The sequence below is a fragment of the Pectobacterium zantedeschiae genome, from assembly GCF_004137795.1.
GTDB lineage: Bacteria > Pseudomonadota > Gammaproteobacteria > Enterobacterales > Enterobacteriaceae > Pectobacterium > Pectobacterium zantedeschiae.
This window is the reverse complement of record NZ_NWTM01000001.1, coordinates 2,189,610-2,213,018: the sequence shown is the minus strand read 5'-3', so window position 1 is coordinate 2,213,018 and position 23,409 is coordinate 2,189,610. Positions and strand designations below refer to the sequence as shown.

24 protein-coding genes are annotated in these 23,409 nt (G+C 53.2%); 9 read left to right on the top strand and 15 right to left on the bottom strand.

The annotated features are described in order from the left end of the window. Window positions 1-50 precede the first annotated feature (50 nt). Complete coding sequence (gene hda / locus CLR69_RS10125; RefSeq protein ID WP_005976214.1) at window positions 51-758, top strand: DnaA inactivator Hda; 708 nt, start codon at window positions 51-53, stop codon at window positions 756-758. 73 nt (window positions 759-831) lie between these two features. Here hda and arsC read toward each other — a convergent pair whose 3' ends face one another. The 4 genes from arsC to CLR69_RS10105 all read right to left on the bottom strand — a co-directional run bounded on the left by arsC (window position 832) and on the right by CLR69_RS10105 (window position 3,923). Continuing rightward, window positions 832-1,203 (bottom strand): arsenate reductase (glutaredoxin), encoded by a 372-nt coding sequence (gene arsC / locus CLR69_RS10120; protein ID WP_129712563.1) that lies wholly within the window; start codon window positions 1,201-1,203, stop codon window positions 832-834. Between the two features lie 14 nt (window positions 1,204-1,217). Continuing rightward, a complete protein-coding gene (gene bepA / locus CLR69_RS10115; RefSeq protein WP_129712562.1) occupies window positions 1,218-2,681 on the bottom strand; it encodes a beta-barrel assembly-enhancing protease in 1,464 nt (487 codons plus the stop codon). Window positions 2,682-2,850: 169 nt separating this feature from the next. After that, a complete protein-coding gene (bcp, locus tag CLR69_RS10110) occupies window positions 2,851-3,318 on the bottom strand; it encodes a thioredoxin-dependent thiol peroxidase (protein ID WP_039356343.1) in 468 nt (155 codons plus the stop codon). 53 nt (window positions 3,319-3,371) lie between these two features. After that, window positions 3,372-3,923 (bottom strand): glycine cleavage system transcriptional repressor, encoded by a 552-nt coding sequence (locus CLR69_RS10105; RefSeq protein ID WP_197730573.1) that lies wholly within the window; start codon window positions 3,921-3,923, stop codon window positions 3,372-3,374. A 301-nt stretch (window positions 3,924-4,224) separates the two neighbouring features. On the opposite strand from CLR69_RS10105, the gene CLR69_RS10100 reads away from it, so the two are divergent. From CLR69_RS10100 to CLR69_RS10070, 7 genes are all read left to right on the top strand, one after another. Continuing rightward, window positions 4,225-5,037, top strand: a complete 813-nt coding sequence (locus CLR69_RS10100; RefSeq protein WP_129712561.1) for an AraC family transcriptional regulator — start codon at window positions 4,225-4,227, stop codon at window positions 5,035-5,037. 76 nt (window positions 5,038-5,113) lie between these two features. Continuing rightward, the gene (locus tag CLR69_RS10095) at window positions 5,114-5,476 is read left to right on the top strand and encodes a cupin domain-containing protein (RefSeq protein WP_129712560.1); all 363 of its coding nucleotides are present in this window, start codon (window positions 5,114-5,116) and stop codon (window positions 5,474-5,476) included. A gap of 214 nt (window positions 5,477-5,690) precedes the next feature. Continuing rightward, entirely contained in the window at window positions 5,691-6,569 is an 879-nt protein-coding gene (gene dapA, locus CLR69_RS10090; RefSeq protein WP_129703470.1) for a 4-hydroxy-tetrahydrodipicolinate synthase, read from the top strand. A gap of 16 nt (window positions 6,570-6,585) precedes the next feature. Further along, window positions 6,586-7,623: an outer membrane protein assembly factor BamC gene (gene bamC / locus CLR69_RS10085; protein WP_129703472.1), complete on the top strand. Its 1,038-nt coding sequence runs from the start codon at window positions 6,586-6,588 to the stop codon at window positions 7,621-7,623. Between the two features lie 144 nt (window positions 7,624-7,767). Beyond that, on the top strand, window positions 7,768-8,481 hold the full coding sequence (gene purC / locus CLR69_RS10080) for a phosphoribosylaminoimidazolesuccinocarboxamide synthase (RefSeq protein ID WP_005976233.1): 714 nt from the start codon (window positions 7,768-7,770) through the stop codon (window positions 8,479-8,481). A 200-nt stretch (window positions 8,482-8,681) separates the two neighbouring features. Beyond that, window positions 8,682-9,134 (top strand): DUF441 domain-containing protein, encoded by a 453-nt coding sequence (locus tag CLR69_RS10075; protein WP_129703474.1) that lies wholly within the window; start codon window positions 8,682-8,684, stop codon window positions 9,132-9,134. A 17-nt stretch (window positions 9,135-9,151) separates the two neighbouring features. Further along, a complete protein-coding gene (locus CLR69_RS10070; RefSeq protein WP_129712559.1) occupies window positions 9,152-11,242 on the top strand; it encodes a tRNA(Met) cytidine acetyltransferase TmcA in 2,091 nt (696 codons plus the stop codon). 34 nt (window positions 11,243-11,276) lie between these two features. Here the strand turns inward: CLR69_RS10070 and CLR69_RS10065 are convergent, their stop codons facing one another. The 11 genes from CLR69_RS10065 to CLR69_RS10015 form a co-directional block, all read right to left on the bottom strand. Then, complete coding sequence (locus CLR69_RS10065) at window positions 11,277-11,648, bottom strand: hypothetical protein (RefSeq protein ID WP_129712558.1); 372 nt, start codon at window positions 11,646-11,648, stop codon at window positions 11,277-11,279. A 44-nt stretch (window positions 11,649-11,692) separates the two neighbouring features. After that, on the bottom strand, window positions 11,693-11,875 hold the full coding sequence (locus CLR69_RS10060; protein ID WP_197730545.1) for a hypothetical protein: 183 nt from the start codon (window positions 11,873-11,875) through the stop codon (window positions 11,693-11,695). A gap of 72 nt (window positions 11,876-11,947) precedes the next feature. Then, window positions 11,948-12,304, bottom strand: coding sequence for a hypothetical protein (locus CLR69_RS10055; RefSeq protein ID WP_129712556.1), 357 nt, complete (start codon window positions 12,302-12,304; stop codon window positions 11,948-11,950). A gap of 126 nt (window positions 12,305-12,430) precedes the next feature. Further along, window positions 12,431-13,696 (bottom strand): thioredoxin, encoded by a 1,266-nt coding sequence (gene trxA / locus CLR69_RS10050; protein WP_129712555.1) that lies wholly within the window; start codon window positions 13,694-13,696, stop codon window positions 12,431-12,433. 65 nt (window positions 13,697-13,761) lie between these two features. Next, window positions 13,762-15,207, bottom strand: a complete 1,446-nt coding sequence (gene tldD, locus CLR69_RS10045) for a metalloprotease TldD (RefSeq protein WP_129712554.1) — start codon at window positions 15,205-15,207, stop codon at window positions 13,762-13,764. A 34-nt stretch (window positions 15,208-15,241) separates the two neighbouring features. Continuing rightward, window positions 15,242-16,606, bottom strand: a complete 1,365-nt coding sequence (locus CLR69_RS10040) for a TldD/PmbA family protein (protein WP_129712553.1) — start codon at window positions 16,604-16,606, stop codon at window positions 15,242-15,244. A gap of 155 nt (window positions 16,607-16,761) precedes the next feature. After that, window positions 16,762-17,184: an ExbD/TolR family protein gene (locus tag CLR69_RS10035; RefSeq protein ID WP_010283952.1), complete on the bottom strand. Its 423-nt coding sequence runs from the start codon at window positions 17,182-17,184 to the stop codon at window positions 16,762-16,764. 14 nt (window positions 17,185-17,198) lie between these two features. Beyond that, window positions 17,199-17,957: a MotA/TolQ/ExbB proton channel family protein gene (locus CLR69_RS10030; RefSeq protein WP_129703489.1), complete on the bottom strand. Its 759-nt coding sequence runs from the start codon at window positions 17,955-17,957 to the stop codon at window positions 17,199-17,201. 78 nt (window positions 17,958-18,035) lie between these two features. Then, window positions 18,036-18,917, bottom strand: coding sequence for an energy transducer TonB (locus CLR69_RS10025; RefSeq protein ID WP_129712552.1), 882 nt, complete (start codon window positions 18,915-18,917; stop codon window positions 18,036-18,038). A 146-nt stretch (window positions 18,918-19,063) separates the two neighbouring features. Continuing rightward, window positions 19,064-20,038, bottom strand: coding sequence for a FecR family protein (locus CLR69_RS10020; protein WP_242451577.1), 975 nt, complete (start codon window positions 20,036-20,038; stop codon window positions 19,064-19,066). A 9-nt stretch (window positions 20,039-20,047) separates the two neighbouring features. Continuing rightward, complete coding sequence (locus CLR69_RS10015; RefSeq protein WP_129703493.1) at window positions 20,048-20,569, bottom strand: sigma-70 family RNA polymerase sigma factor; 522 nt, start codon at window positions 20,567-20,569, stop codon at window positions 20,048-20,050. Between the two features lie 443 nt (window positions 20,570-21,012). Between CLR69_RS10015 and CLR69_RS10010 the strand changes: the two genes are divergently transcribed. Beyond that, window positions 21,013-23,385: a TonB-dependent siderophore receptor gene (locus CLR69_RS10010; protein WP_129712551.1), complete on the top strand. Its 2,373-nt coding sequence runs from the start codon at window positions 21,013-21,015 to the stop codon at window positions 23,383-23,385. Window positions 23,386-23,409 lie beyond the last annotated feature (24 nt).

Here is a 23,409-nt window from a genome sequence, read left to right as displayed (position 1 = left end):
TCTGGTTTCTGTGGTAAACTCGATCCGATTTCCTGCCCGTTTTGCTTGAGGTGATTCTGAACACGCCGGCACAGCTTTCATTGCCACTCTACTTACCCGATGACGAAACATTTGCCAGTTTCTATCCGGGTGAAAACGCGTCTCTTCTTGCCGCCGTCAATAATGCTTTGTATCAAGAGCATGGTAGCTATATCTATTTCTGGTCACGCGAAGGAGGCGGGCGCAGCCATCTGCTGCATGCTGCCTGCGCCGAACTGTCGCGTCAGGAACGTGCAGTGGGCTATGTGCCGTTAGATAAACGTGCCTACTTTGTGCCGGATGTACTGGAAGGTATGGAACAGCTGGCGCTGGTCTGTATCGACAACATCGAATCGATTGCGGGCGATGAAGAGTGGGAAATGGCGGTGTTCAATCTGTATAACCGCATTCAGGAAACGGGGCGGGCCCGGCTGCTAATTACTGGCGATCGTCCACCGCGTCAGTTGAATTTACGTCTGCCCGATCTGGCTTCTCGTCTCGACTGGGGACAAATCTACAAGCTGCAACCGTTGTCGGATGATGAGAAGGGGGAAGCGCTACAGCTGCGTGCCAGACTGCGCGGGTTCGAATTGCCGGAAGATGTGAGCCGTTTTCTGTTGAAGCGGTTGGATCGGGAAATGCGCACGTTATTTATGACGCTCGATCAGCTTGACCATGCTTCAATTACTGCACAGCGCAAGCTGACCATTCCCTTTGTGAAAGAGATCCTCGGGCTGTAGTGGGAGAACGATAGTTGAAGATCGCTGACGACTATCGTTCACAGCAATCATCTACAACTGGAATCATTCTCAACTACAGAATCTCCAGTACCTGCTCCGGTGGGCGACCAATACGTGCCTGCCCTTGTGCCACGACGATAGGGCGTTCGATGAGTTTCGGATTCTCGATCATCGCCTGAATAAGCTGCGCTTCTGTCAGCGTGGTGTCAGACAATCCCAACTGCTGATAAATCTCTTCTTTGGTTCTCATTAGCTCGCGCGCGCTGCTAAAGCCCAACTGCTGGATAAGCTGAGCCAGCGTCGCGGTATCGGGCGGCGTGTCGAGATAGAGCACAACGTCGGGAGTAATATTGTGATCCTGTAGCAGCGCCAGCGTTTCACGGCTCTTGGAGCAGCGCGGGTTGTGGTAAATCGTCACGGATGCTTTGGTTGAAGGCTGTGTCATCGTCATGCTCCTTATCAGGATTTCTGGTACTGGCGGAAACGCTGCTGCAACTGGCGGAACTGGTCGATTCGGGCGTCGTAGCGCGCCTGTTCCAGACTACCCAATTTGGCCAGTGAACTCGCGTTGCTCAGTAACCGAATTGATTGATCGAGTTGGCCGTTAAGCGCCAGACTCTCTGCACGTGCAGCCAACTCTTCTGCTCGCTGTCCTTGGGCTGCTGCGGCTTGCGCCAGTAGATCCCAACCGTTCGGATCGTCAGGGTGTGCATAGGTGTAGCGATAAAGTATTTTGCTGGCAGCAGCAGGTTGTTTCCCTTCTACATAGGCATTCGCCAGATTCAGTTGAAGAACAGGATTAACCTGCATTCCTGGCACGTTTTGTAAACGGGCGATAGCTTGCGTGGCACGATTTTCCCCCAGATCGATATCGGTCATCATATCCAGAAACCACGGATTGTCTGGTGCGCTGCTTAGCAGTGGTTGCAGCACATTACGCGCTTCATCGTACTTCTTCGCCTGATAAAGCTGAATCGCACGGCCATACTTTGCGGCCAGTTGTTCCCGTACGTTCCCCTTTTCCCATTGCACCAGCAGATCGTCGTTCAGCGGGCGATCCGGCGAGCCATACATACCAAAGGTGCGTATTTTTGCGAACAAGAAATCCTGAGAAGACTGCACCGGCGTTGAGCGCATCTGGTTGGCACGGTTACGGGCATCGGACAGGCGGCTTTCCGGCAATGGGTGAGTCAGTAGCATTTCTGGTGGTTTGGAGGCGTAACGCGATTGATCAGCCAGCTTTTGCAGGAAATTCGGCATGGCTTGTGGGTCAAAGCCTGCGCGCTGCAACACTTGAATTCCGATACGGTCTGCCTCTTGTTCATTCGACTGCGTGAAGGTAATCATCCCTTGCTGCGCGCCAGCCAGCGTACCGCTAAGTGCCGCCATCCCCAACTGTGGGTTGGCCATCGCTAACAGGATTGAACCGAGTGCGCCGACCCAGGTAAGCGGGGCGCTGCGCTGCTGTGACTCCATGCTGCGAGCAAGGTGGCGTTGGGTAACGTGAGAGATTTCATGCGCCAGAACGGAGGCCAGTTCGCTTTCGCTATCGGCATAGCGGAACAGGGCGGAATGCAGGACGACGTTACCGCCGAAGAAGGCAAAGGCGTTAATGTCGTCGTTACGGATCAGATAAAAATGGAATGGGGTACGCACTGAATCAGCCTGTTTGACCAATCTGTTGCCGAGCTGATTAATGTAATTGAACAGCAGTGGGTCATTGATAAGCGGCGCGCCTGCTCGCAACTGACGGACGTAAAAATCGCCCATTGCCAGCTCCTGATTGATACTGAGCGTACCGCCTGCGGTGGTGCCGATATCCGGCAGCCGATCCTGCGTGTCGGCCTGAACAGGAAGCAGGTTTCCAGCCAGTAGCGCCCCAAACAGGACGGACATGACCGTTTTTCTTAACCGAATAGACATAACGGAAGATAACCTTATCAACAGCTAACGTGAAAGCATTCTGCCGACTATCTTAGCCAGCGATGGCAGACAAAGAAATGCCCGAACGGGAAAAACGTGGTGACGAGAGAGAAAGGCAGGAAAAACCGGCACCTATTAGGGTGCCGGTGGACGCTCTGCAAACTGCGAATCAGGCGCTTTTCAGATAATCGAGAACGATGTCGTGGTGGTTGCTGGTTTTGAAGTCGTCAAAAACCTTCTCGACCTTGCCGTTTTCATCGATCAGGAAACTGATGCGATGAATGCCGTCATAGGTTTTCCCCATGAACGTTTTTTCTCCCCAAACGCCAAATCCTTCTGATACCTGATGATCCTCATCAGAAAGCAGCGTGAAATTTAAGACTTCTTTCTCGACAAAGCGGGACAGTTTTTCTGATTTGTCAGTGCTAATACCGAGAACTTCGACGCCATGTTTTTTCAAATCATCCATGTTATCGCGCAGGCCGCAAGCCTGAACGGTGCATCCTGGCGTCATCGCTTTAGGGTAGAAATACACCAACACTTTCTGTCCCTGGAAGTCGGTTAAATTTACTTGTTCGCCATCCTGGTCGGGCAAGCTAAATTTCGGTGCAATATCACCGGCTTTCAGTGTGTTCATCACGACTCTCCGTCTTGTTTCTCTTCATGCTGTGGATATACCCGTAAATTATACTATTGGGCATAGTTAACGACGCTAATACTGCCTTGTGCGTGCAATTCTGTACATAGCTGATGAAAGGCTGGCTCAATTATTGAGCTGTCGAGCGTGGCAGAACTGTGTGCGGCAATCTGAATATACAGCTGCGGCGGTTTGCCACCCTCGGCGGGCTGCGTTTTGGAAACCAATTCAGCAATGTTTAACTGGTGGGAATCGAACAAATCGGTAAAACGCTCAATGATGTGAGGGGAGTCGACAACGTCAACCTTTACCCAAACGGTGGAGGGGGTTGGCTGACTGGCCTGTGACTCCGTTCGCTTCATCACAATCAATAAATCCATCTCAGCGCCTTTCAGCGGTAGGGTAGATTCAATTAGCGTTATCGCGTTCCAACTGCCGGACAGCAGCATAATAAACGTGAATTCTTTGCCTAGCATGGCAAGACGGCTATCTTCGATATTGCAGCCACAGCTACTGACGTGGCGGGTAATCGCATTGACAATGCCGGGGCGATCAACCCCTAGCGCGGTAATAACCAGATAGTGTTCTTGTGAGCTTGGCAACATCATGCTTCCTGTCTTTTTTCCCATTAATACATGGTAAACATAAAAAATTGCCTGGAGCAATTTTTAACGCCGCTCGCGGCGGCCCGAAGGGCGGTGGGCAGGGATAGCCCACCGTAAAAAAACCTGGAGCAATTTTTAACGCCGCTGCAGCGGCCCGAAGGGCGGTGGGCAGGGATAGCCCACCGTAAAAAACCTGGAGCAATTTTTAACGCCGCTTGCGGCGGCCCAGACAATATTTCCAGATTACGGGCATTCCGCGTTATGGTAGGCGTTAGTCACCAGAGAGACAGACCCTTTAATCATGCGACGTCATCACGCTAATAACGACTGGATAAAACAGGCGCGGCATCCTGCTTCGTTCGAGCGAATCGAGGCTTTCTTCCGTGGGCATGGCTACGATCCCCATCGGCACGATACCTATGCGATAGGGCGTACGCTATCCGGCGTGCAGCGCTTTCACTATCGAGGCCGTCTGTGCAATAGCGTGCCGGGAGGAACGTTGGTACTTCACCCGGATGAAATTCATGATGGTGAGGCCGGTTCTGTCGATGGCTTCCAATACCGCATGATTTACGTTGAGCCTGCGTTGATCCAAAAAATACTCGGCGGTAAACCCTTGCCCTTTATTAACGGCGGCATATCCAACGACCCACGTTTGTTTGCTGCAACGGAGCCGTTGCTCAGAGCAATGGAGGAGGCGTTCGATGAATTGGAAGAGGATGATGTACTTTACGATTTGGCACAGGCGCTGTCGGCCGTTGGTGGGCAGCGGCATCCGCGGCGGTTATTCGACTACCATGCGGCCGAACGGGCGCGTGAATATATTCATGATGCCTTTGATAAGGTGATTACGCTTGATGAGCTGGCACAGGTGAGCGGTCGGGACCGCTGGAGCCTGACGCGTGATTTTCGTGCACTTTTTGGTACAACGCCCTATCGCTACGTCACCATGCGCCGTCTCGAACACTGTCGGCGACTCATGCTGGCGGGTGACAATCTTGATGATATTGCCGCCCAGACTGGTTTTGCAGACCAAAGCCATATGACACGACATTTCGTGAAAGCATTTGGTATTTCACCAGGCTACTGGCAGCGCATGTTCACTACGTTTTAATCGACTTGCACAATCGTTCAATACAGTCGGCACTCTGCTTAGTTAGCCTGATGGCGTCATCATAAGGAGAGACGGTATGTATAAATCCATTAATTTTGCCCAAAAATTAGCGTTATTCGACGATCGTTGGCAGCCGAAAGTGATCGCTGAGATGAATGACTATCAATTCAAAATCGTTAAGATTCAGGGCGACTTCATCTGGCATTCCCATCCCGAAACGGATGAAACGTTTATCGTGCTAGAAGGCCAATTGAGAATCGATTTTCGTGACGGTGATGTGCTCATCAATGCCGGAGAAATGTATGTTGTCCCAAGTGGCGTTGAACATAAGCCGTATGCAGAACACGAAGTAAAAATGCTGCTCATTGAGCCGAAAGGCGTATTGAATACGGGTCATGAAGGCGGCGAGCGGACGGCTGAAAATGATATTTGGATTTGATCGGTTGAGAGAAAAGCAACGCAAAACATCTTGTAAGTAACAGATAAGCCGCAGCAAGCGAGCTGCTTTTGTACCAAAATATCAGAAGCATTTTTAATTTCGTTTGCTGCGTCATAAAAAAACCTGCGTCAGACGCCGACAACGCCCTTGTCCGCTTGCTTTTGCATAGAGGTCAAAAGTACCATGAAGCACTTGTTTGTGGAGGGGATGGCCAATGTTTACGGGAAGTATTGTTGCGCTGGTTACGCCGATGGACGCCAAAGGCGCTGTCGATCGGGCGAGCTTGAAAAAACTGATTGATTATCATGTCGCTAGCGGTACCGCGGCGATTGTCTCTGTCGGCACCACGGGTGAATCAGCCACGCTGAGCCATGATGAACATGGTGATGTCGTACTGCTGACGCTGGAACTGAGCGACGGACGTATTCCTGTTATCGCGGGAACCGGTGCTAATGCGACTGCCGAAGGCGTTTCTCTGACCAAACGGTTTCATGGCACGGGTGTTGTTGGCTGCCTGACAGTCACACCGTACTACAATAAACCGACGCAGGAAGGCCTATACCAGCACTTCAAAGCGATCGCCGAGCATACCGATCTGCCGCAAATCCTGTATAACGTACCTTCCCGCACTGGCTGCGACATGCTGCCGGAAACTGTTGCCCGTTTGTCCGAAGTGAAAAATATTGTCGCAATTAAAGAAGCGACGGGGAACTTAAGTCGGGTAAGCCAGATCCAAGAGCTGGTTAGTGAAGACTTCATTTTGCTGAGCGGCGACGACGCCAGCGGTCTGGACTTTATGCAACTCGGCGGTAAAGGGGTGATTTCCGTGACAGCGAATATCGCGGCGCGTGAAATGGCAGAACTTTGCAGGCTGGCGGCGCAAGGCAATTTTGTCGAAGCGCGCCGTTTAAATCAGCGCCTGATGCCACTGCATCAGAAATTATTTGTTGAACCCAATCCTATCCCAGTGAAATGGGCTTGTAAGGAATTGGGACTCATGGCGACCGATACGCTGCGCCTGCCGATGACACCGCTGACCGATTCCGGTCGTACGGTGATGGGGCAAGCACTTAAGCAAGCGGGTCTGCTGTAATCGTTAGGGAGATTTAATGAGTTATTCATTACAAAAGTCGATGGTGGCGAAAGTCGTTGGCTTATCACTCGTGATGTTGCTTGCGGCTTGTTCCAGCGATCAGCGCTATAAGCGTCAGGTCAGTGGCGATGAATCCTATTTGAAGGCACCAGCGCAGCACGCGCTGAATACGCCTGCCGGGATGATTTTACCGGTACAGAACGGGGATTTTGAGATACCGCCAGTGACCCTGAATGGCGCAGTCGGCAAAGAACTGGATATTCGTCCTCCAGTACAGCCATTGGCTTTGTTGAATGGTTCCCGTACCCAGACCTCAGGAGATACGGCAACGCTGTTGTTAGAAAACAGCGCGCAAAACAGCCAGCTTTGGTCTCAGGTTATCCGCGTGCTGCAAGACAAAGCGTTTACCATTGCCAGCCGTCAGGATGCCAGCCAAACGCTGACGACCGACTGGATCTCATGGCCACGTGAAGATGAAGACGTACCGTATCAGGGGCGTTATCAGATTTCCGTACAGCAGCAGGGTTATCAGGTCGCTCTGATTGTGAAACTGCTGGGATTACAGCTGAACGGCCAATCGGTGACGACGGGCGATCAGGCTCAGCGCTACACTGGCCTGATGCTGAATGCGCTCAGCAATGGTCTGGATTCTCAGGCAACCGCACGCGAAAATGCACTGGCAAACCGCACCATTGGTTCGCTGGATGTGCAGAGCGGTGCGGATGACACTGGCCTGCCGCTGCTGATTGTGCGCGGTCCATACACCGTTGTGTGGGATCGTCTGCCAGTCGCGTTGGACAAGATCGGCATGAAGGTTAACGATCGCAGTCGTCCGCAGGGTTCTGTTTCCGTGACGTATAGAGCACCAAGCAGCGGAACCTGGGATGATCTGGGCGCGAAAAACCCTGAACTGCCTAACGGCGATTACAAATTGCAGGTCGGCGATTTAGATAACCGCAGCAGTCTGCAATTTATCGATTCCAAAGGGCATACGCTCACCCAGTCTCAGAACGATGCGCTGGTGGCCGTATTCCAGGCGGCGTTCAGTAAATAACGCATAAACCTAAGGGTCGGATTATCCGGCCCTTCTTCATTCAACAATCTCTACCCGAATTGACGGGCGCCATTGGCAACCGTTCGGGGACGCGTTAAATATCGGGTCGTACTTTTTGACCCTCACAGTGTGGAGTAATTAAAGATGCAAAAGCTAGCTGAGCTGTATCGTGGAAAGGCGAAAACCGTCTACACCACCGAAGATCCCGATCTACTGGTGCTGGAATTTCGCAATGATACATCAGCAGGAGACGGTGCGCGCATTGAGCAGTTTGACCGTAAAGGAATGGTGAATAACAAGTTCAACCATTTCATCATGAGCAAACTGGAAGAAGCCGGAATCCCAACCCAAATGGTGAGCCTGCTGTCTGACAATGAAGTGCTGGTGAAAAAACTGGAGATGGTGCCGGTCGAGTGTGTCGTGCGCAACCGTGCGGCGGGATCGCTGGTAAAACGTCTGGGTATCGAAGAAGGCATCGAACTGAATCCGCCGTTGTTCGATCTGTTCCTGAAAAACGATGCTATGCATGATCCGATGGTGAACGAATCTTACTGCAAGACGTTTGGCTGGGTGAGCGAAGAGAATCTGGCTCGCATGAAGGAACTGAGCTACAAGGCGAACGATGTGCTGAGCAAACTGTTTGGTGACGCCGGGCTGATTCTGGTCGACTTCAAACTGGAGTTTGGTCTGTTTAAAGGTGAAGTCGTGCTGGGTGATGAGTTCTCACCAGACGGTAGCCGCCTGTGGGACAAAGAAACGCTGAACAAAATGGATAAAGACCGTTTCCGTCAGAGCCTCGGTGGTTTGATTGAAGCGTATGAAGAAGTTGCGCACCGTATCGGCGTAAAATTAGACTAACTGCGCAATCGTTTACGTTCAGGTCGTCAATCGGCAACACGCTGGCGACCTGAATGTTTTAACGCTTTTCCTCTCGAAGTGCCGCCTTTCTATTCTCGTCTTTGCCCGAATGATTTGCTGACCTGTCCCTCACTCCGATTAATGCTATCATCGCGCTTTGCTTAACGCACAACCTGACTACTTTCGACAGATTCGCATCCATGGCTTACTTCGATCCAACATTGTTAATTCTGCTCGTCCTGGCGGGGCTGGGTATCATCAGCCACAACATGACCGTCACGCTGGCGATTCTGGTGCTGCTGGCGATACGCATCACTCCTTTGAATAGCTATTTCCCGTGGGTAGAAAAATACGGTCTGAGCATCGGTATCGTCATCCTGACGATTGGTGTGATGGCACCGATTGCCAGTGGAAAAATTACCGCCAGTGAAGTGATGCACTCCTTCCTGCACTGGAAATCTCTGCTGGCGATTCTGATTGGCGTCGCGGTGTCCTGGCTTGGTGGACGCGGTGTGTCGCTGATGAGCAACCAGCCCTCCGTTGTCGCGGGGCTGCTGGTGGGAACCGTCATGGGCGTGGCGCTGTTTCGTGGTGTTCCCGTCGGGCCATTGATCGCCGCAGGGCTACTTTCTCTGCTGATCGGCAAGACCTGACTTATCCGGCGCGTGTGATGATGCTGCGTGATTTTCTCCATAGCCAACACCAGCAGCAGCGCTATGGCATTCGGCGACTGCTGGTGCTGAGCGGTGAGCCGAGCTGGTGTGAAGAACAGGGGCTGGCGCTCAGCCGCCGGTTAACTGGCGACTGGCTGTGGATGAGTGAACACGCACCTGATTCCGTTACCTCGCTATCGGCCAGTCGTGTTCGGACGCTACTGGGGCGGGAGTTTCTCCACGCGGTGTTTGATGCACGCCGCGGTGTGGATGTTGAGGCGCTGGCGATGCTGTCTGGCACGCTACAGGCAGGGAGCTGGCTGATTATGCTGGTTCCGTCATGGCAAGCGTGGCCGACGCTACCGGATCAAGACAGTCTGCGCTGGAGTGAGCATGCGCAGCCGATTGCCACTCCGCACTTTATTCAGCATTTTCAGCGGCAACTGCTGGCCGATGACGACGTGGTTCTCTGGCAACAAGGTCAAGAATCCGTGATTCAGCCACTGGCTGCAAGATCCGACTGGCAGCCTGCGCAGGGCGAACCGACAGCGGGACAGCAGCACATCCTACATGAGCTCGATACTGCCGAGTCTGGCGTATTTGTGATTACAGCATCACGCGGGCGGGGAAAATCGACGCTGGCGGGAATGCTGACGCAGCGTAGTCGTGGAACCTGTTGGATCACTGCACCTTCTCGTTCGGCGACAAATATCCTGCAACAGTATGCGCGCGGCGATGCGCAATTCTGGGCACCGGATGCGCTACTGGCGCACTGTCGACTTCATGGCGCGCCCGATATCGAGTGGTTATTAATTGATGAAGCGGCGGCGATTCCGTCTTCCGTCCTCTCCGCGCTGTTGCCCTATTTTCCCCGTATTCTGATGACCACGACGGTGCAAGGGTATGAAGGCACGGGGCGGGGGTTTCTGTTGAAGTTTTGCGCGGCATTGCCGCAGTGTCGCGTATTTTCTCTGGACGACCCTCTGCGCTGGGCCGTTAACGATCCGCTGGAACGCGTGTTGGATCAGGCACTGTTGTTCAACGAACCTGTCGCGCTTCATTCTCCGCAAAATCCCGCTGATGGCGCACTGGCTCTGCCCTCTGCCGAACTGGATATCCGTACCGAACGTGCCGACGACTGGCTGACACATCCCGAACGCCTGACGTGGTGCTACGCGCTATTGTGCAGTGCCCATTACCGTACCTCACCGTTGGATTTACGCCGCCTGATGGATGCGCCGGGCATGCATATTGTCAGCGCACAGGTCGCAGATGATACTCGCGGCGTGCTGTGGCTGGTGGATGAAGGCGAGTTGTCTGATTCATTGGCTCATGACGTTTGGGCCGGACGGCGACGCCCGCGCGGTAATCTGGTGGCGCAATCGCTGGCCGCGCATGCTGGCTTGTGGAATGCACCGACGCTGCGTGCGCGTCGCGTGAGCCGGATTGCGATTGCATCGTCATCTCGCCGACAGGGGATAGGGCGAGCATTAATCGCACATCAGACACGTGAGGCACAAAAGCAGGCGCTGGATTATCTGTCGGTTAGTTTCGGCTATCAGCCAGACCTGTGGGCGTTCTGGCAATCGTGTGGGTTTCAACTGGTGCGTATTGGTAGCCATCTTGAGGCCAGCAGCGGTTGTTATAGCGCGATGGCGATACTGCCGCTGAGTGAGGCGGGCCATAGGCTGGTGCAGCAGGGGAGCCAGCAATTGGCGTGTGACTGGTATTGGCTACAACGTATCATTCCGCTAAACCTCACGCTGCCACAGCCAGAAAATACGGCGCTGGGTACAGAGAATATTGAACTGAATGACGACGACTGGCGTGAGCTGGCAGGATTTGCCTTTGCGCATCGGCCGATGGAAGCCAGCTTCGCCGCGATCTGTCGCCTGCTCATTCACTCCTCATTGCCGCTGCCTGCACTACGTCTGTTGACGGAAAAACCGGGTGAAGGCGAACAGGCTGCGGCTACGTTGGGGCTAACGGGCAAGAAAGCGCTTCTGAAACGCTGGCGAGAAGAAACCGCCAATGCGCTAATCGATCTTGATGCGCAACGCGGTGAGCTTTGGCGAAGAAGCGTAATCCAGGTGATGCAGTGCCAGTAAACGTATAGATCTGCTCATCGCCGAGAGGAGGAGATTATTGCGTCTCTAAAAGTTGGAAAATCAGAGAGGCTTTTCCCTGTTTTTCTGGGTAGTCGGCAATTAATGTGAGCTCAGTCTTTTTCTCTCCAGACCAGAGCTGGCATTCCACTCTCTTGCGTTGGGGGGCTGCGTCTATTGCGTAACTGCACAGCGGGATCCTACCCGTTTTATCAGGCGTAAAAGCGAGGTCGTAAGGTGGTGTTGTCAATTCCAGCAGGTTTTCTCCCGCGCTATCCAACTCCTCAAGAATCTCTTCATAAATAGCAGGGCTCACGCCAAAACCCAATAAAATCACCGGGTCGCCATGTTGGATGCCGTGCAACAGCCCGCCGACGAGCTGGTACATTTCATCGTTGTCACTTGTCATCGCTCATTTCCCTTTCGGTTTAAAAGTCATCCCAGGCTACATTTTTAGAGACGTGCTGTGAATTTTTGCAGCACGTTTGCTACTTCCAATGCTTCCGATGCAGAGAGTTCAACGGGATCGTGATGTTCTGTCATTGCCCGGATCTGGATAGATGAGCCTTGTTCGATCCAAATGCGAACGGCTCCATCACTGGTTTCAAAATAGTCTTGCGTTGATTCGTCCTGCATGGTTATTGACCTGAGTAGGAAAGTGTGTGGATGTTTTGCCTGAAAATCATCACATTGACAGCAAATGTACCATCAAAAAGGTAAAAGCGTGGTGAGCTCATCGGCCACACGTGCTCGATGAGACTCTAATGCTATCTTGATGTCGGCAAGCCCACCACATAGCGTGAAAATGTTGTCGTTCAACACATTGCCATCGGGAGTGCACGCAATCAGCGTAATTATATTTTCACGGTTACCGGCATCCTCTCCCTCAAAAATAAGCTCAACTTCATGAGGGAACAGACTGATATAAACGATAAACTTACCGCTCTGGTACACAGTGTGACCAGAGCGTTTGGTTAATACGTTTCCATCGTGTTCTGCAACTGTCTCATAAGCGCTGTCCAAAAACTGTTGAAGGGTGGAAAAAATGTCTTCTTTTTCAACCACGCTCGCCTTCCTGATTACATTCTCTACTGGTTTTAACCGCGTATCGATAACGGTGCTAGCCGTTGTCTGTTTGGGTATTCGACCATTTTTTCTATATTGAATCATCAGGTTTGTTGGATGATGGCATCAGTCCAGCTGTGATTTGAAGGTGGGTGCACGACGAAGCAATTCCCACAGCGCTTCCTGCAAGGGGATTTTCTGCTCTTCTAACAGTTGTGGATAGCGCTGATAAAATGCATCCTCCTTCGTGGAGAAATCCGGGTTCTCCTGAAGCCATTGCTCACGCAGCGCGGTAATTTGCTCATCCGTTAGCTTTTTGTTCGGTGTGGCATCTTCCTGTGCCTGAAACCAGCGGAAGCGTTTATCCGGCGTTGCGCGTTCTTCTCTGCTCCAACCGTTTTTAATTTGCAGGATCTGCGACAGTGCGAAGCCGAGCGTCATACTTATACCCCGCCAGCTATTGGCGTCGGACGCGGCAGGCGGTGGCGACAGGCTAGCGAGTATCGTTGCAATATTCTTTTCAAGGCCCAGTTCGGTAGTGGCTTTTTCTTCCCAGCTTATCGCCTGTTGGTGCAGTGTTGTCCATTCGCTTTCCGCCACAGTTTCACCAGCTAACAGCCGCGAAATTGCCTGGGTCCACTGTTGGCGCAAGCCGTCTACGGTTTCATCTGCCAGCCAGTCAGACCACGGATTCCCTTCGTGACTTAACCAACCGTGCAGCCATTGCAGTGCGACGCCATCTACCGTTTTTCCTGGAGTGAGAGCAGCAAAGAGAGCGTCAACCTGCGCTGGCGTGGTACTCGCCAGCTTTTCCAGCAGCAGGCCGAGTGCGGCAGGCAGTCCGGTGACGCGTTCAAAGATACGTATATCTGCATTGTGCGCCAGAACGGCAGAGACAGAACCTTTGTTGTCCTGCCAGTAGGGGGAAAATGCGTGTTCGATATCGCCGTTCTCCGCGTGTTTACGTAGCCGCTGGTGGAGGAAATTATGCAGAGAAGCATCACCATAGAACGAGCCCCACGTAACGTGGGTGTCTGCCAGCGGTTGGGCGGTGTTCTGTATCGCAATCTGGTGTGATTCCAGCCAGCCGCGTAACTGTGCCAGCGTTTTCACACCGATCTGCCGTGAAATCTCCTGTCCGTTTTTAAACAGAAGCAGTGTAGGAATTCCGCGTACCCCAAAACGTTGCATGAATGCCGGATATTGCTCTACATCCAGCTTGGCGACGGTCAGGTTGTCTGGCGTGTTATCGGCAATCGTGTTCAGCAGAGGTGCCAGCGTTTTACACGGCTGGCACCAGGGTGCCCAGAGATCGAGCAAAATGGGCTTGTCGCTAGTCGTGAGCAACGCATCCAGCGAGGTGTCGCTGGCAGTGATAATGGCGTCTGACATAGTGTCTCCGTTCAGAGAAAATCGTGAGTAAATTGGGTAGGGGCAATGAACCGTTGCAACACGGCTTACTGCGAGCCGCCTACGGTCATGTTGTCGATACGAAGCGTAGGTTGGCCGACGCTGACGGGCAGCGATTGGCCTTCTTTGGTGCAGGCGATATTGCCGTCATCCAAAGCCAGATCGTTGCCCACCATGGCGACGTGCAGCAGTGCTTCTGGCCCGTGACCAATCAGCGTGGCACCTTTAACCGGGCGGGTGACGCGTCCGTTTTCAATCAGATAGGCTTCCGTGGTGGAAAAGACATATTTCCCGCTGCTGATATCAACCTGCCCGCCGCCGAAGCCGACGGCGTAGAGGCCGTTTTTGACCGACGCGATCACTTCTTCGGCGGGATATTGTCCTGCCAGCATGTAGGTGTTGGTCATGCGCGGCAGCGGCAGCGCAGAGTAGGAAGCACGACGCGCGTTACCCGTCAGGGCGGTATTCATCAGTCTGGCGTTGAGGCTATCCTGTAAATAGCCGCGCAGTATGCCGTCCTCAATTAACGTAGTGCACTGCGACGGTGTGCCTTCGTCGTCCACATGCAGCGAACCCCGCCGATTGGCGAGCGTACCGTCATCCACGACGGTAATACCCGGTGCGGCGACGCGTTCTCCTAGCAGGCTAGAAAATGCGGAGCTGCCTTTGCGATTAAAGTCACCCTCCAGCCCGTGCCCGATAGCTTCGTGCAGCAAAATACCGGGAGAACCCGCACCCAGGATCACGCTGTAAGTGCCCGCTGGTACTGGGCTGGCGTCCAGATTATTCAGCGCCTGATCGACGGCCTGATTGACCCACTGGCTAACCGCGTCTTCGGTAAAAAAACCATAGTCGAGGCGTCGTCCGCCACCGCTGGAACCATTTTCCCGGCGACCCTGCTGTTCGACGACGACATTGATGACCAGATTCACCAGTGGGCGAACATCGGTGGCGAGCCGACCGTCATGTCGGGCGATCAGAATGGTTTCATGTGAGGCATTCAGGTAGGCCGTTACCTGTGTCACGCGAGGATCGCGGGCGCGTGCCTGTCTGTCGATCGAGAGCAGAAGCTGACGCTTATGTTCTTCGGTTACGGCAAGTAAGGGATTCTCTGACGGGTAAAGCGCGGTAATGCCGTGTGGCAGCGACGCGGGTAATGCCACACTGGCGCTCTGTCCCTGACGACTGATTTCTCTTACGGTATTGGCTGCTTGCAGAATAGCCTGCGGGCGGAGGTCATTGGTGTAGGAGAACGCCGTTTTCTCACCGCTGACGGCGCGAACGCCAACGCCTTGATCGCGGCTAAATCCTGTTGGACGCACAATACCATTTTCTAACTGCCAGCCTTCCTGCTGACGGCGCTGAAAATAGAGATCGGCATAGTCCACCTGGCGCTGCATGATGTGGTTCAGCGCGTGCGTTATCTCGGTCGTTTCCAGCGAAAATGCCGACAGCGCAGGCGAAACTCCCGCTCTGGAAGCGTGTATTGCCATGATGATGATCCTGTTTCTGTGACGCGATGAGGGATTACTGCCCGGCGATCTGCATCTCTTCAATCAATAGGGAACCGCAGGAAAGATTGCCCTGCGTGTGGATATCCGCACCGAGCGCGACGCATTGCAGGAGCAGCGTTTTCAGGTTGCCTGCAATGGTGATCTCTTCGACCGGATACTGAATTTCGCCGTTTTCGACCCAAAAGCCTGCCACGCCCTGTGAATAGTCGCCCGTCATTGGGTTCAGTCCATGTCCTAACAGCGTGGTAACCAGTAGCCCTGTGTGCATCTGGCGCAGCAGCGCTGGCAAATCATCGTTAGCGCGACTTTGGTTGCTGCTGATAATCAGGTTATAGGCTCCGCCAGCGTGTCCGGTTGTCGTGAGCCCCAAACGTCGAGCGCTGTAGCTTGAGAGAAAATAGCCTTGAGCAATACCGTCTTGGATAACGTGACGTGGCACGGCGGCGACACCTTCGGTATCAAAGCAGGCGCTGGCTAGTGCGCCGGGAATAAACGGATTTTCATACAGGCTCAGGTGTGGTGCTGTGATGGTTTCACCGAGGCATTGCCCCAGAAAGGACGTGGAACGATAAAGCGCCGCGCCGCTCATCGCACCGACCAGATGATGAACCAAACTGTGCGCTACAGGGGCGTCAAACAGCACTGGGCAGCGGCGGGTTGAGAGTTTTCGTGCTCCCAGCTGCGCCACCGCACGTTGTGCGGCGGTGTGTCCGATAGCTTCTGGCGGAGCCAGTTGCGATGGCGCTCTACCGGTGGTGTGCCAGAAACCTTGTTGGCGCTGCGTATCGTTACGCGCGATCGCATGGCTCCACAGCGTGTGCAACGACGTCGGGTAACCTGCCGAAAAACCGGCAGAGTTCGCCAGAATAAAGTCTCCCTGCTGCGAGGTGATTTCCGTGCTTTCGCTGTAGCCATGCTCATGCGTGGTATTGGCGGCTTGCTCGGCGCGCAGTGCCAGCGACAGCGCTTGCTCAACCGTCAGCGTATCGGCGTTGTGTAGCGCAAGATCGTAAATATCACGGGCGAAATGTTGCGCTTCTGGCAGGCCGCTACACGGATCCTCATCGGCATATTTTGCCAGCGTGCTGGCAGCATCAACGGCATCCTGTAACGCTTCCTTGCTAAACAAGGTCGAAGAAACGGTGCCTGCGCGCTGACCGAAGTAGACCGTGACGGAGAGGAAGCGACTTTGGTTTTGCGTCAGCGTATCAATATCGCCGTTCCTGACGCGGATCGTGCGGCGGTTTCCTTGCGATACGCTAACGACCGCCTGACTCGCGCCTTTTGCGGCCGCGAAGTCCAGCACGTCTCCGGCCAGTGACTGAAGCGTATCGGTCTGCGGCGTAGCAAGAACGGGGGATTCATCAAGAGAAGGCATTATTCGGTATCCATGCGTGACAGTGTTCTACTCATGATGTGCAACGAAGAAAGAAAAGCGTCACCGCACGACGAAAATTTTTTACGCTGAGGGTGTTGGGGAGATGATGCATTCTGATGCTGACGAGGCTGCCAGCATCAGAATGGAAGAGGAGGTCAGGGGGCTTTGACAGGTTGCAGGACGAAATCGATTTTGCTCAGGCCACGCTGCTGTGCATTAGTCATGACATAGGCCACCCGACCATATTCGACGGCCTGATCGGCAAACAGGCGTATATTCGGGTGAGTCCCTTCGGCTGAGGCCGCATCGAGTTTAGCGATCAGTTGGGCATCATCAACCGCTTCTTTATTCCAGTTAATTTGTCCGGTTGCGGTAATCGCGATATCCACGGCCTGTGGATCTTTCTTGATTTTCTCGACACTGGCGCGCGGCAGCTCCACTTTGACGGCGTGATTAATCACCGGCAGGGTGATCATGAACACGATCAGTAGCACCAGCATGACATCGATAAATGGTGTCATGTTGATGTCGTTAAGCAAGGCGTCTTCCTGACTTTCAAACGGGGATGACATACTCATGGCGGTGTTCCTCTTTAGGCGGAGCGCTCAACAGAGTGAGTCGGTTCATACCGCGCCGCACTATTCTGGTCGGTAATACTGGTCAGGTCGGTAATACTGGTTTCCACGCGTGCGCCAGTCAGCAGGTAAGCGTGTAGATCGTGCGCAAAGCGATTCATGGCATGCAGGACGATGCGATTGCGGCGGTTGATCGCGTTGAATCCTAATACGGCGGGAATCGCCACGAACAGGCCAAACGCCGTCATGATCAAGGCTTCGCCGACAGGGCCCGCAACCTGAGCCAGATCGGGCTGGCCAATGGTGCTGATGGTTTGTAGCGCGTGAAAAATTCCCCACACGGTGCCCAGCAGGCCGATAAACGGCGCGGTACTACCGATAGACGCCAGCGTTCCGAGGCCGGATTGCAGTTTTCCTGAGTTGGTGTCCAGCGTGTTGCTCAGACCGCGCACTAGCCAGTCGCTGAGATCGACATGTCCGCCTAGTGTGGAAGAGAATTTATGTGGGTGCTTCAGCAGTGCATGCCCTTCGATCACCAGATCGCGGAACGGGTTGAAACGCTGCTTACCGAATTTTTCGACGCTCTCTTGCAGGCTGGTCGCCTGCCAAAAGGTATGTCGACTGTATTGCACGCTCTTGTTCAATGCTAACAGCTGCCGTGCTTTGAGCAGCATGACAGTCCATGACAGCAGCGACATGATCAGCAGAATAATGGCTACCGAGTGGGTGACCACATCGCCCTGCTGCCAGAAATGGTGGATATCTAACGTGTTCATGTGTGACCTCTTATGCAATAACCTGATTCGGGCGTGTTTGCGAAACGACAGATGCGCTCTTTCAACGCGGGTGTTTTCTTAGTGAGTCAGCCGGAAATTAACGGGCTGAATCGTCATGACGGTAATGGCCTGTCCATTTTCGCGGTAAGGCGTACAGCGTGCCTGTGCCACGGCCTCAACTGCGGCCTGATCGAGGGTGTCATAGCCGCTACTGCGAGCGATGTCGTGTCGGAGCAATCGCCCCTCTGGGCTAATCACCAGACGAACCAGAACGTTGCCTTCCTGCTGGAGACGCTTGGCGCGGCGGGGGTAGTCAGGTTGCGGGACGACACAGCCGACGGATGCGACCTGTTTAGGCTGCGCCCCCGGAATGTTCTGCATCAGGTTGCCCTTGCTGGCGAGCGTCAACTGGCCTGGTGTCGCTTCCGGTGCTGCGGGAGAAGGCTCCGGTGCAGGACGAGTCGCAGGCTGGCGCTCGGCGGTGGTTTTTGGGCGGACAGGCTGTGGTTTTACCACTGGTTTCACTGGCGGCTGGTGAACCTCTTTTTTGACCGGTGGCGGTGGCGTTTGCTGTTCCTCAACGACTGGCTTTTCAGGCACAGGGGCAATTTCACGTTCACCCTGTTCTGATGTCAGCACGGGGGGCTCCGGCGACGGTTCGGGAACCGCTTCGGGTTCTGGCGCTTCAACCACCGTCGCCTGAATGCTTATGCTGGCTGCTGGATTGAGTAGGTTGATCGGTGTGTATTCGGTGGTTCGAGTGATGAGTAAGGCTGCGACACCGGCATGGATCAGCGCGACCGTGAGAAAGCTAAGGACAATCTTCCCCATTTCTCCCTGTGTGGGTGCCGCCACCGTCATGCTGCGCGACGGCTGTGCGGGTGCGACGTCACGCCGTGCGGCGGGTGCCGCATCAACGTGCGTGTTTAACGAAAGGTGTTGCACGGATGCCTGTTGCACGTTTTCCTCTGCTGCTCTTGCTTACGGTGCCGGACGCTTCATATCGCCCTGAACATCGAGATTGTGATGACCTCTATTAACGATGTGCAACGAGGCAGGAAAAGTGTCACCACATACGTGAAATTTTTATCTTTGTGAACCATCGCTTATACGTGTCTGGCGTCGGCGGCGCGGATATGTATCCAGTAATCCGTGGTATGCACAATCGCGATAGGCATGGTTTGCGCCAGAGAATCCAGCGTGTAGTTCAGGTTATCTAGCGGGAAATTGCCGCTGACGCGTAGATCGGCGATAGCCGGATCCAGCCGGATAATTCCGGGAGTGTAATCACGCAGCTCGCTGATGACCGACGCCAGCGATCGATCGCGGACTTCCAGGCGACCCTGCATCCAGGCGCTTTCCGCTTCCGACGTGACGGCAACCTGATAGAGCGTTGAGCGATCGAACCAGACGCCTTGACCCGCGTGGAGGCGCAGGCTTTGCCCTGCGTGGTTGGTCACCTTGGCGATGTTATCCAGCACGCCAACGTGGATGCCGCCGCTTTCATAACGCACGTTTACATTCGCCTGAAGCGCGACAATATTCCCCATCTGGGTATCAATAATAAAAGGGCGTTGTGCATCTGGTGTAATCTTCGCGAAGATACCACCGTTGAGGATACCGACCTGACGGATGGTATTTTCTGGTTCGACATTGATGTCGATGGCGGTACGCGCGTTCAGCATGAGCGTGCTGCCATCACTAAGCGGAACGAGCAGGCGCTCTGCTGTGGCGGTCTTCACATCAGATAGAAGCGGTGATAATGGGTAGTGCTGGTTAAGTAGCAGGCTGCTTAGCGACGCGACAGCGACCATGCCCAGCCCATATTGCAAGACTTTCCGCCGACCTGATGGTGCTAATAGTGCCTGGCGAATAGGGTCATGGGGCAGTGCGGCGAGAAGCGGCTGAAATTTCCCCAGCGTTTGCTCGATGCGTTGGCAGGCACACTCATGCAGAGGATTTTCGTATCGCCAGCGGCGGTACTCATCATAATCGGTCTGTGTGGCTTCGCCGGAACGTAGCAGTACCATCCATTCAATCGCCTGTTCGGCAATTGGGTCATCCATGTGTCGTCTTGCCATGCGGTTCACCTATAAGTTACTGCTATCCTGCGTGGCCAGATAGCAGTTGGTCAGCGCTTTGGCGATATATTTTCTCACCATACTGGTGGAGACATTGAGCTGTACGGCAATGTCAGCATAGGTCATGCCATCAAGCTGGCTGTACAGAAAGGCCCGTCGTGCATTAGTGGAAAGCCCGTCCAATGCTTGATCGATGAAAAACAGAGCTTCCATCAACAGCTGTTGCTCTTCCGGTGACGGATGGTGAAATTCAGGTTTACTCGCCAGCGCGGTGAGATACGCTTTTTCCAGATCGCGGCGACGCCAATTTTCATACAGCACGCGTTTGGCGAGCGTGGTTAGCATTGCGCGCGGTTCTTGTACGTTGGCGAGATTCGGTAGAGAAGCTAAACGTAGAAATGCCTCTGAGGCGACATCTTCCGCTTCACAGCCGTAGGCAATGCGGCGGCGTAATTTGTCTGTTAGCCAGCGATAGTCGCTGCGAAATATCAGCGACAGTAAGTCGGTTTTTTTAACAGACTCGGTATACATAGGGCATCCTCAGTAACATAACTCACGACATAAGCAGACAATCTTTGAACCGGGGTAACCCGAGGACGCAACACAGCGAAAACAATAAGTCCTGTATTGCGTTTTAAGACAAAATACGGATGAGTCAAACAACGTTTTTCTTATATGTTTATTTATAATTGTTATGTTGCTAAGAAATTTGTAAAAAAAAAGATTTCCCGCATTTTGCAATGACGCGGCGGTAAGGCCGTTGATGAAGGCTGATTGATGGTGTTTTTCTTATATCTGGCGCATTGAATGGTGAGAAAAATGGGGAATACTTTTTTTAAATCAACTCGAACCTTATTGAAGGAAAATTAATTCATAAAAAAAATCTATTCCTGCTGTCACTTTTTCATCGTCATTGCACAAATCATACGAAGACCAATAAAAACTGATTTGTTGAAGCAATTGACGAGGGAAAAATGAAAAAACGTAATGCTGCCTCTCCCGCTCTGGGGCTGAGTTTTAAGAAGCGCTTATTCTTCACTAATATGTTGGCGATTAATTCTGCGCTATTCATGGGGGCGGCGACCGTTCCTATGACCGTCTATGCGGTGGGTGAAAATGACACCGTGGCATTTTCTATTCCTGCGGGTGATCTGCAAAAAGGGCTATTGGCTATCGCCAATCAAAGCAAACAGACGCTCTCTTTTAATCCTGCGCTGGTGGCTAATTATCAGAGTGCCGCGCTGAATGGCAATTATTCAACGCGTCAGGCTATTTTACGCTTACTGCAAGGTACGCCGTTATTATTGACGACGACGGATAATGGCACGCTGACCATCGTTTCTTCCCGCGCTAATGATGCAGAAGTGGCACAGGCGAGTGATAAAACGCTGCCTGCGATTACTGTCAGTGCAGGCAGTGAAGATGAAACCGTATTGAACCCCGGTACGTCATCTTCGGCATTACGCACTAATACCTCGCTGCAACAAACGGCACAGTCGGTTCAGGTAATCAGTAATAAGCTGATCAATGAGCGTCAGGCTACCTCGCTGGAAGATGCGTTGAAAAACTCAGGTAGCGTGGTGACGGTGCAGTCTAACCGGGGCACTCCCACCTATTGGATTCGCGGTTTTAACGTGACATCGGGCGCGACGGACGGTCTTGCCGGATCCAGCAACGCCGGTATTGGTCAGGGAACGGCTATCGATGGTATCGAACGTGTTGAGGTACTGAAAGGGCCGCAATCGGTATTGGCGGGGAGCAGCTCTGCCGCAGGAACGATTAACATCGTGCGCAAAAAGCCTGTGACGGAGACGATCCGGCGCGTCAAGGTAGAGGCCGCGCGTTACGGTGAATTCAAAACTGCCATTGACCTCGGCGGTGCGCTCACGGATGACAAGGCTTTCAGCTACCGTTTAAATGCGTCAACCATGAAGTCCAATCATTCTTATCCTGACTTCAACGGCAACCACAATGACTATTTGGCCCCAGCTTTCTCATGGAAAGGGGACGCCACACGGCTGACGGTGGGGGCGGAAGTGAATCAACTCCGTGATTCTGGCCCGGCGGGAACGTTCTTCAGCAATGGGGCGATACAAAAACTCCCCGTCTACCGACTGGGCGACAAGGATGATCATAACAAGCTGAAAACGACGAATGCCTATTACGAGTTTGAACAAGATCTGCTGCACGGCTGGACGTTCAACAGTAAAGCGGGTTTCCAAAGCGCCTCTATGCAGGCCAAAATGAATGAAACGCTGCAAATCAATAATGATGGCAGTAAATTCAGCCACCCATTGGCCTATAAGTCCACCAACCAGAACTGGAGCCTGCAAAACGATTTCCGTGGCAAAGTGGAATTAGGGCCGATTACCCAAACGCTCCTGATTGGGCATGATTACCAATACGGGCGTTTTACCAGCTACGATGGCGACTTTACGTTGCTGACTAACGGCAATGTCTACAACCCTGATTCGCTGGTCTATCCCGGTATTGGTGAACCCACAAGGCAAACCTATAACTCGAAGCTGATCCAGAGTGGTTTCCTGTTGCAGGATCAAATCGATCTGTGGGAAAGATGGCACGCCCAACTTGCTCTGAAGCGCTCCAGTTGGAATAACTCTTATCTGGTGGGAACGCGTCCTTCTAATTATTCCTCCAGTAAATGGATTCCAAATTACGGTCTTAGCTTTGATATTACGCCCGATATTACGATTTATGCCAACCTGCTGAACAGCTTCAGCGGTAATGCGCAGGTTAGCCGCACGGGGGAAACGATGCCGCCGACGACGGGTAAATCCAAAGAAGCAGGGCTGAAATTCAATTTGCTGGATGATGACCTGACATTGACGACCGCTTTTTTCAGCTTGAAACAGCAAAATCTGGTGGTGTTCCAGAATGGGATTGCGGTCGGTACGGAAGGACGTGAAACGCAAGGATTTGATGTCGATCTGAATGGCACCGTGCTGCCTGGATGGGACGTAACAGCCAGTTATACCTATTCGGATAACAAAGATCCTTCTGCGGTTCAGTCTCAAGGATCGCCGCGCCATGCCAGCAACGTTTGGACGTCCTATGAGATTCAGTCAGGGCGTTTTCAGGGGGCTGGAGCTTCTGTTGGCGTGAGTGGGACTTCACGTGCCAGCAGCGGACGCGGTACGCAATCCTTTGATATCGGTAGCCAATATTCGACAGATGCCTCTGTCTTCTATCGCCAGCCTGTATGGTCGCTGACGCTGGGCGTCAATAACGTTTTCGATCGCGATATCTACTATCCATCATCCACGCGTTCATGGGTGGGGGTAAAAGATGGCCGGATATGGCGCCTTACCGGGACGTATTCGTTCTGATAACGCGTTCGACGGACAACGAGA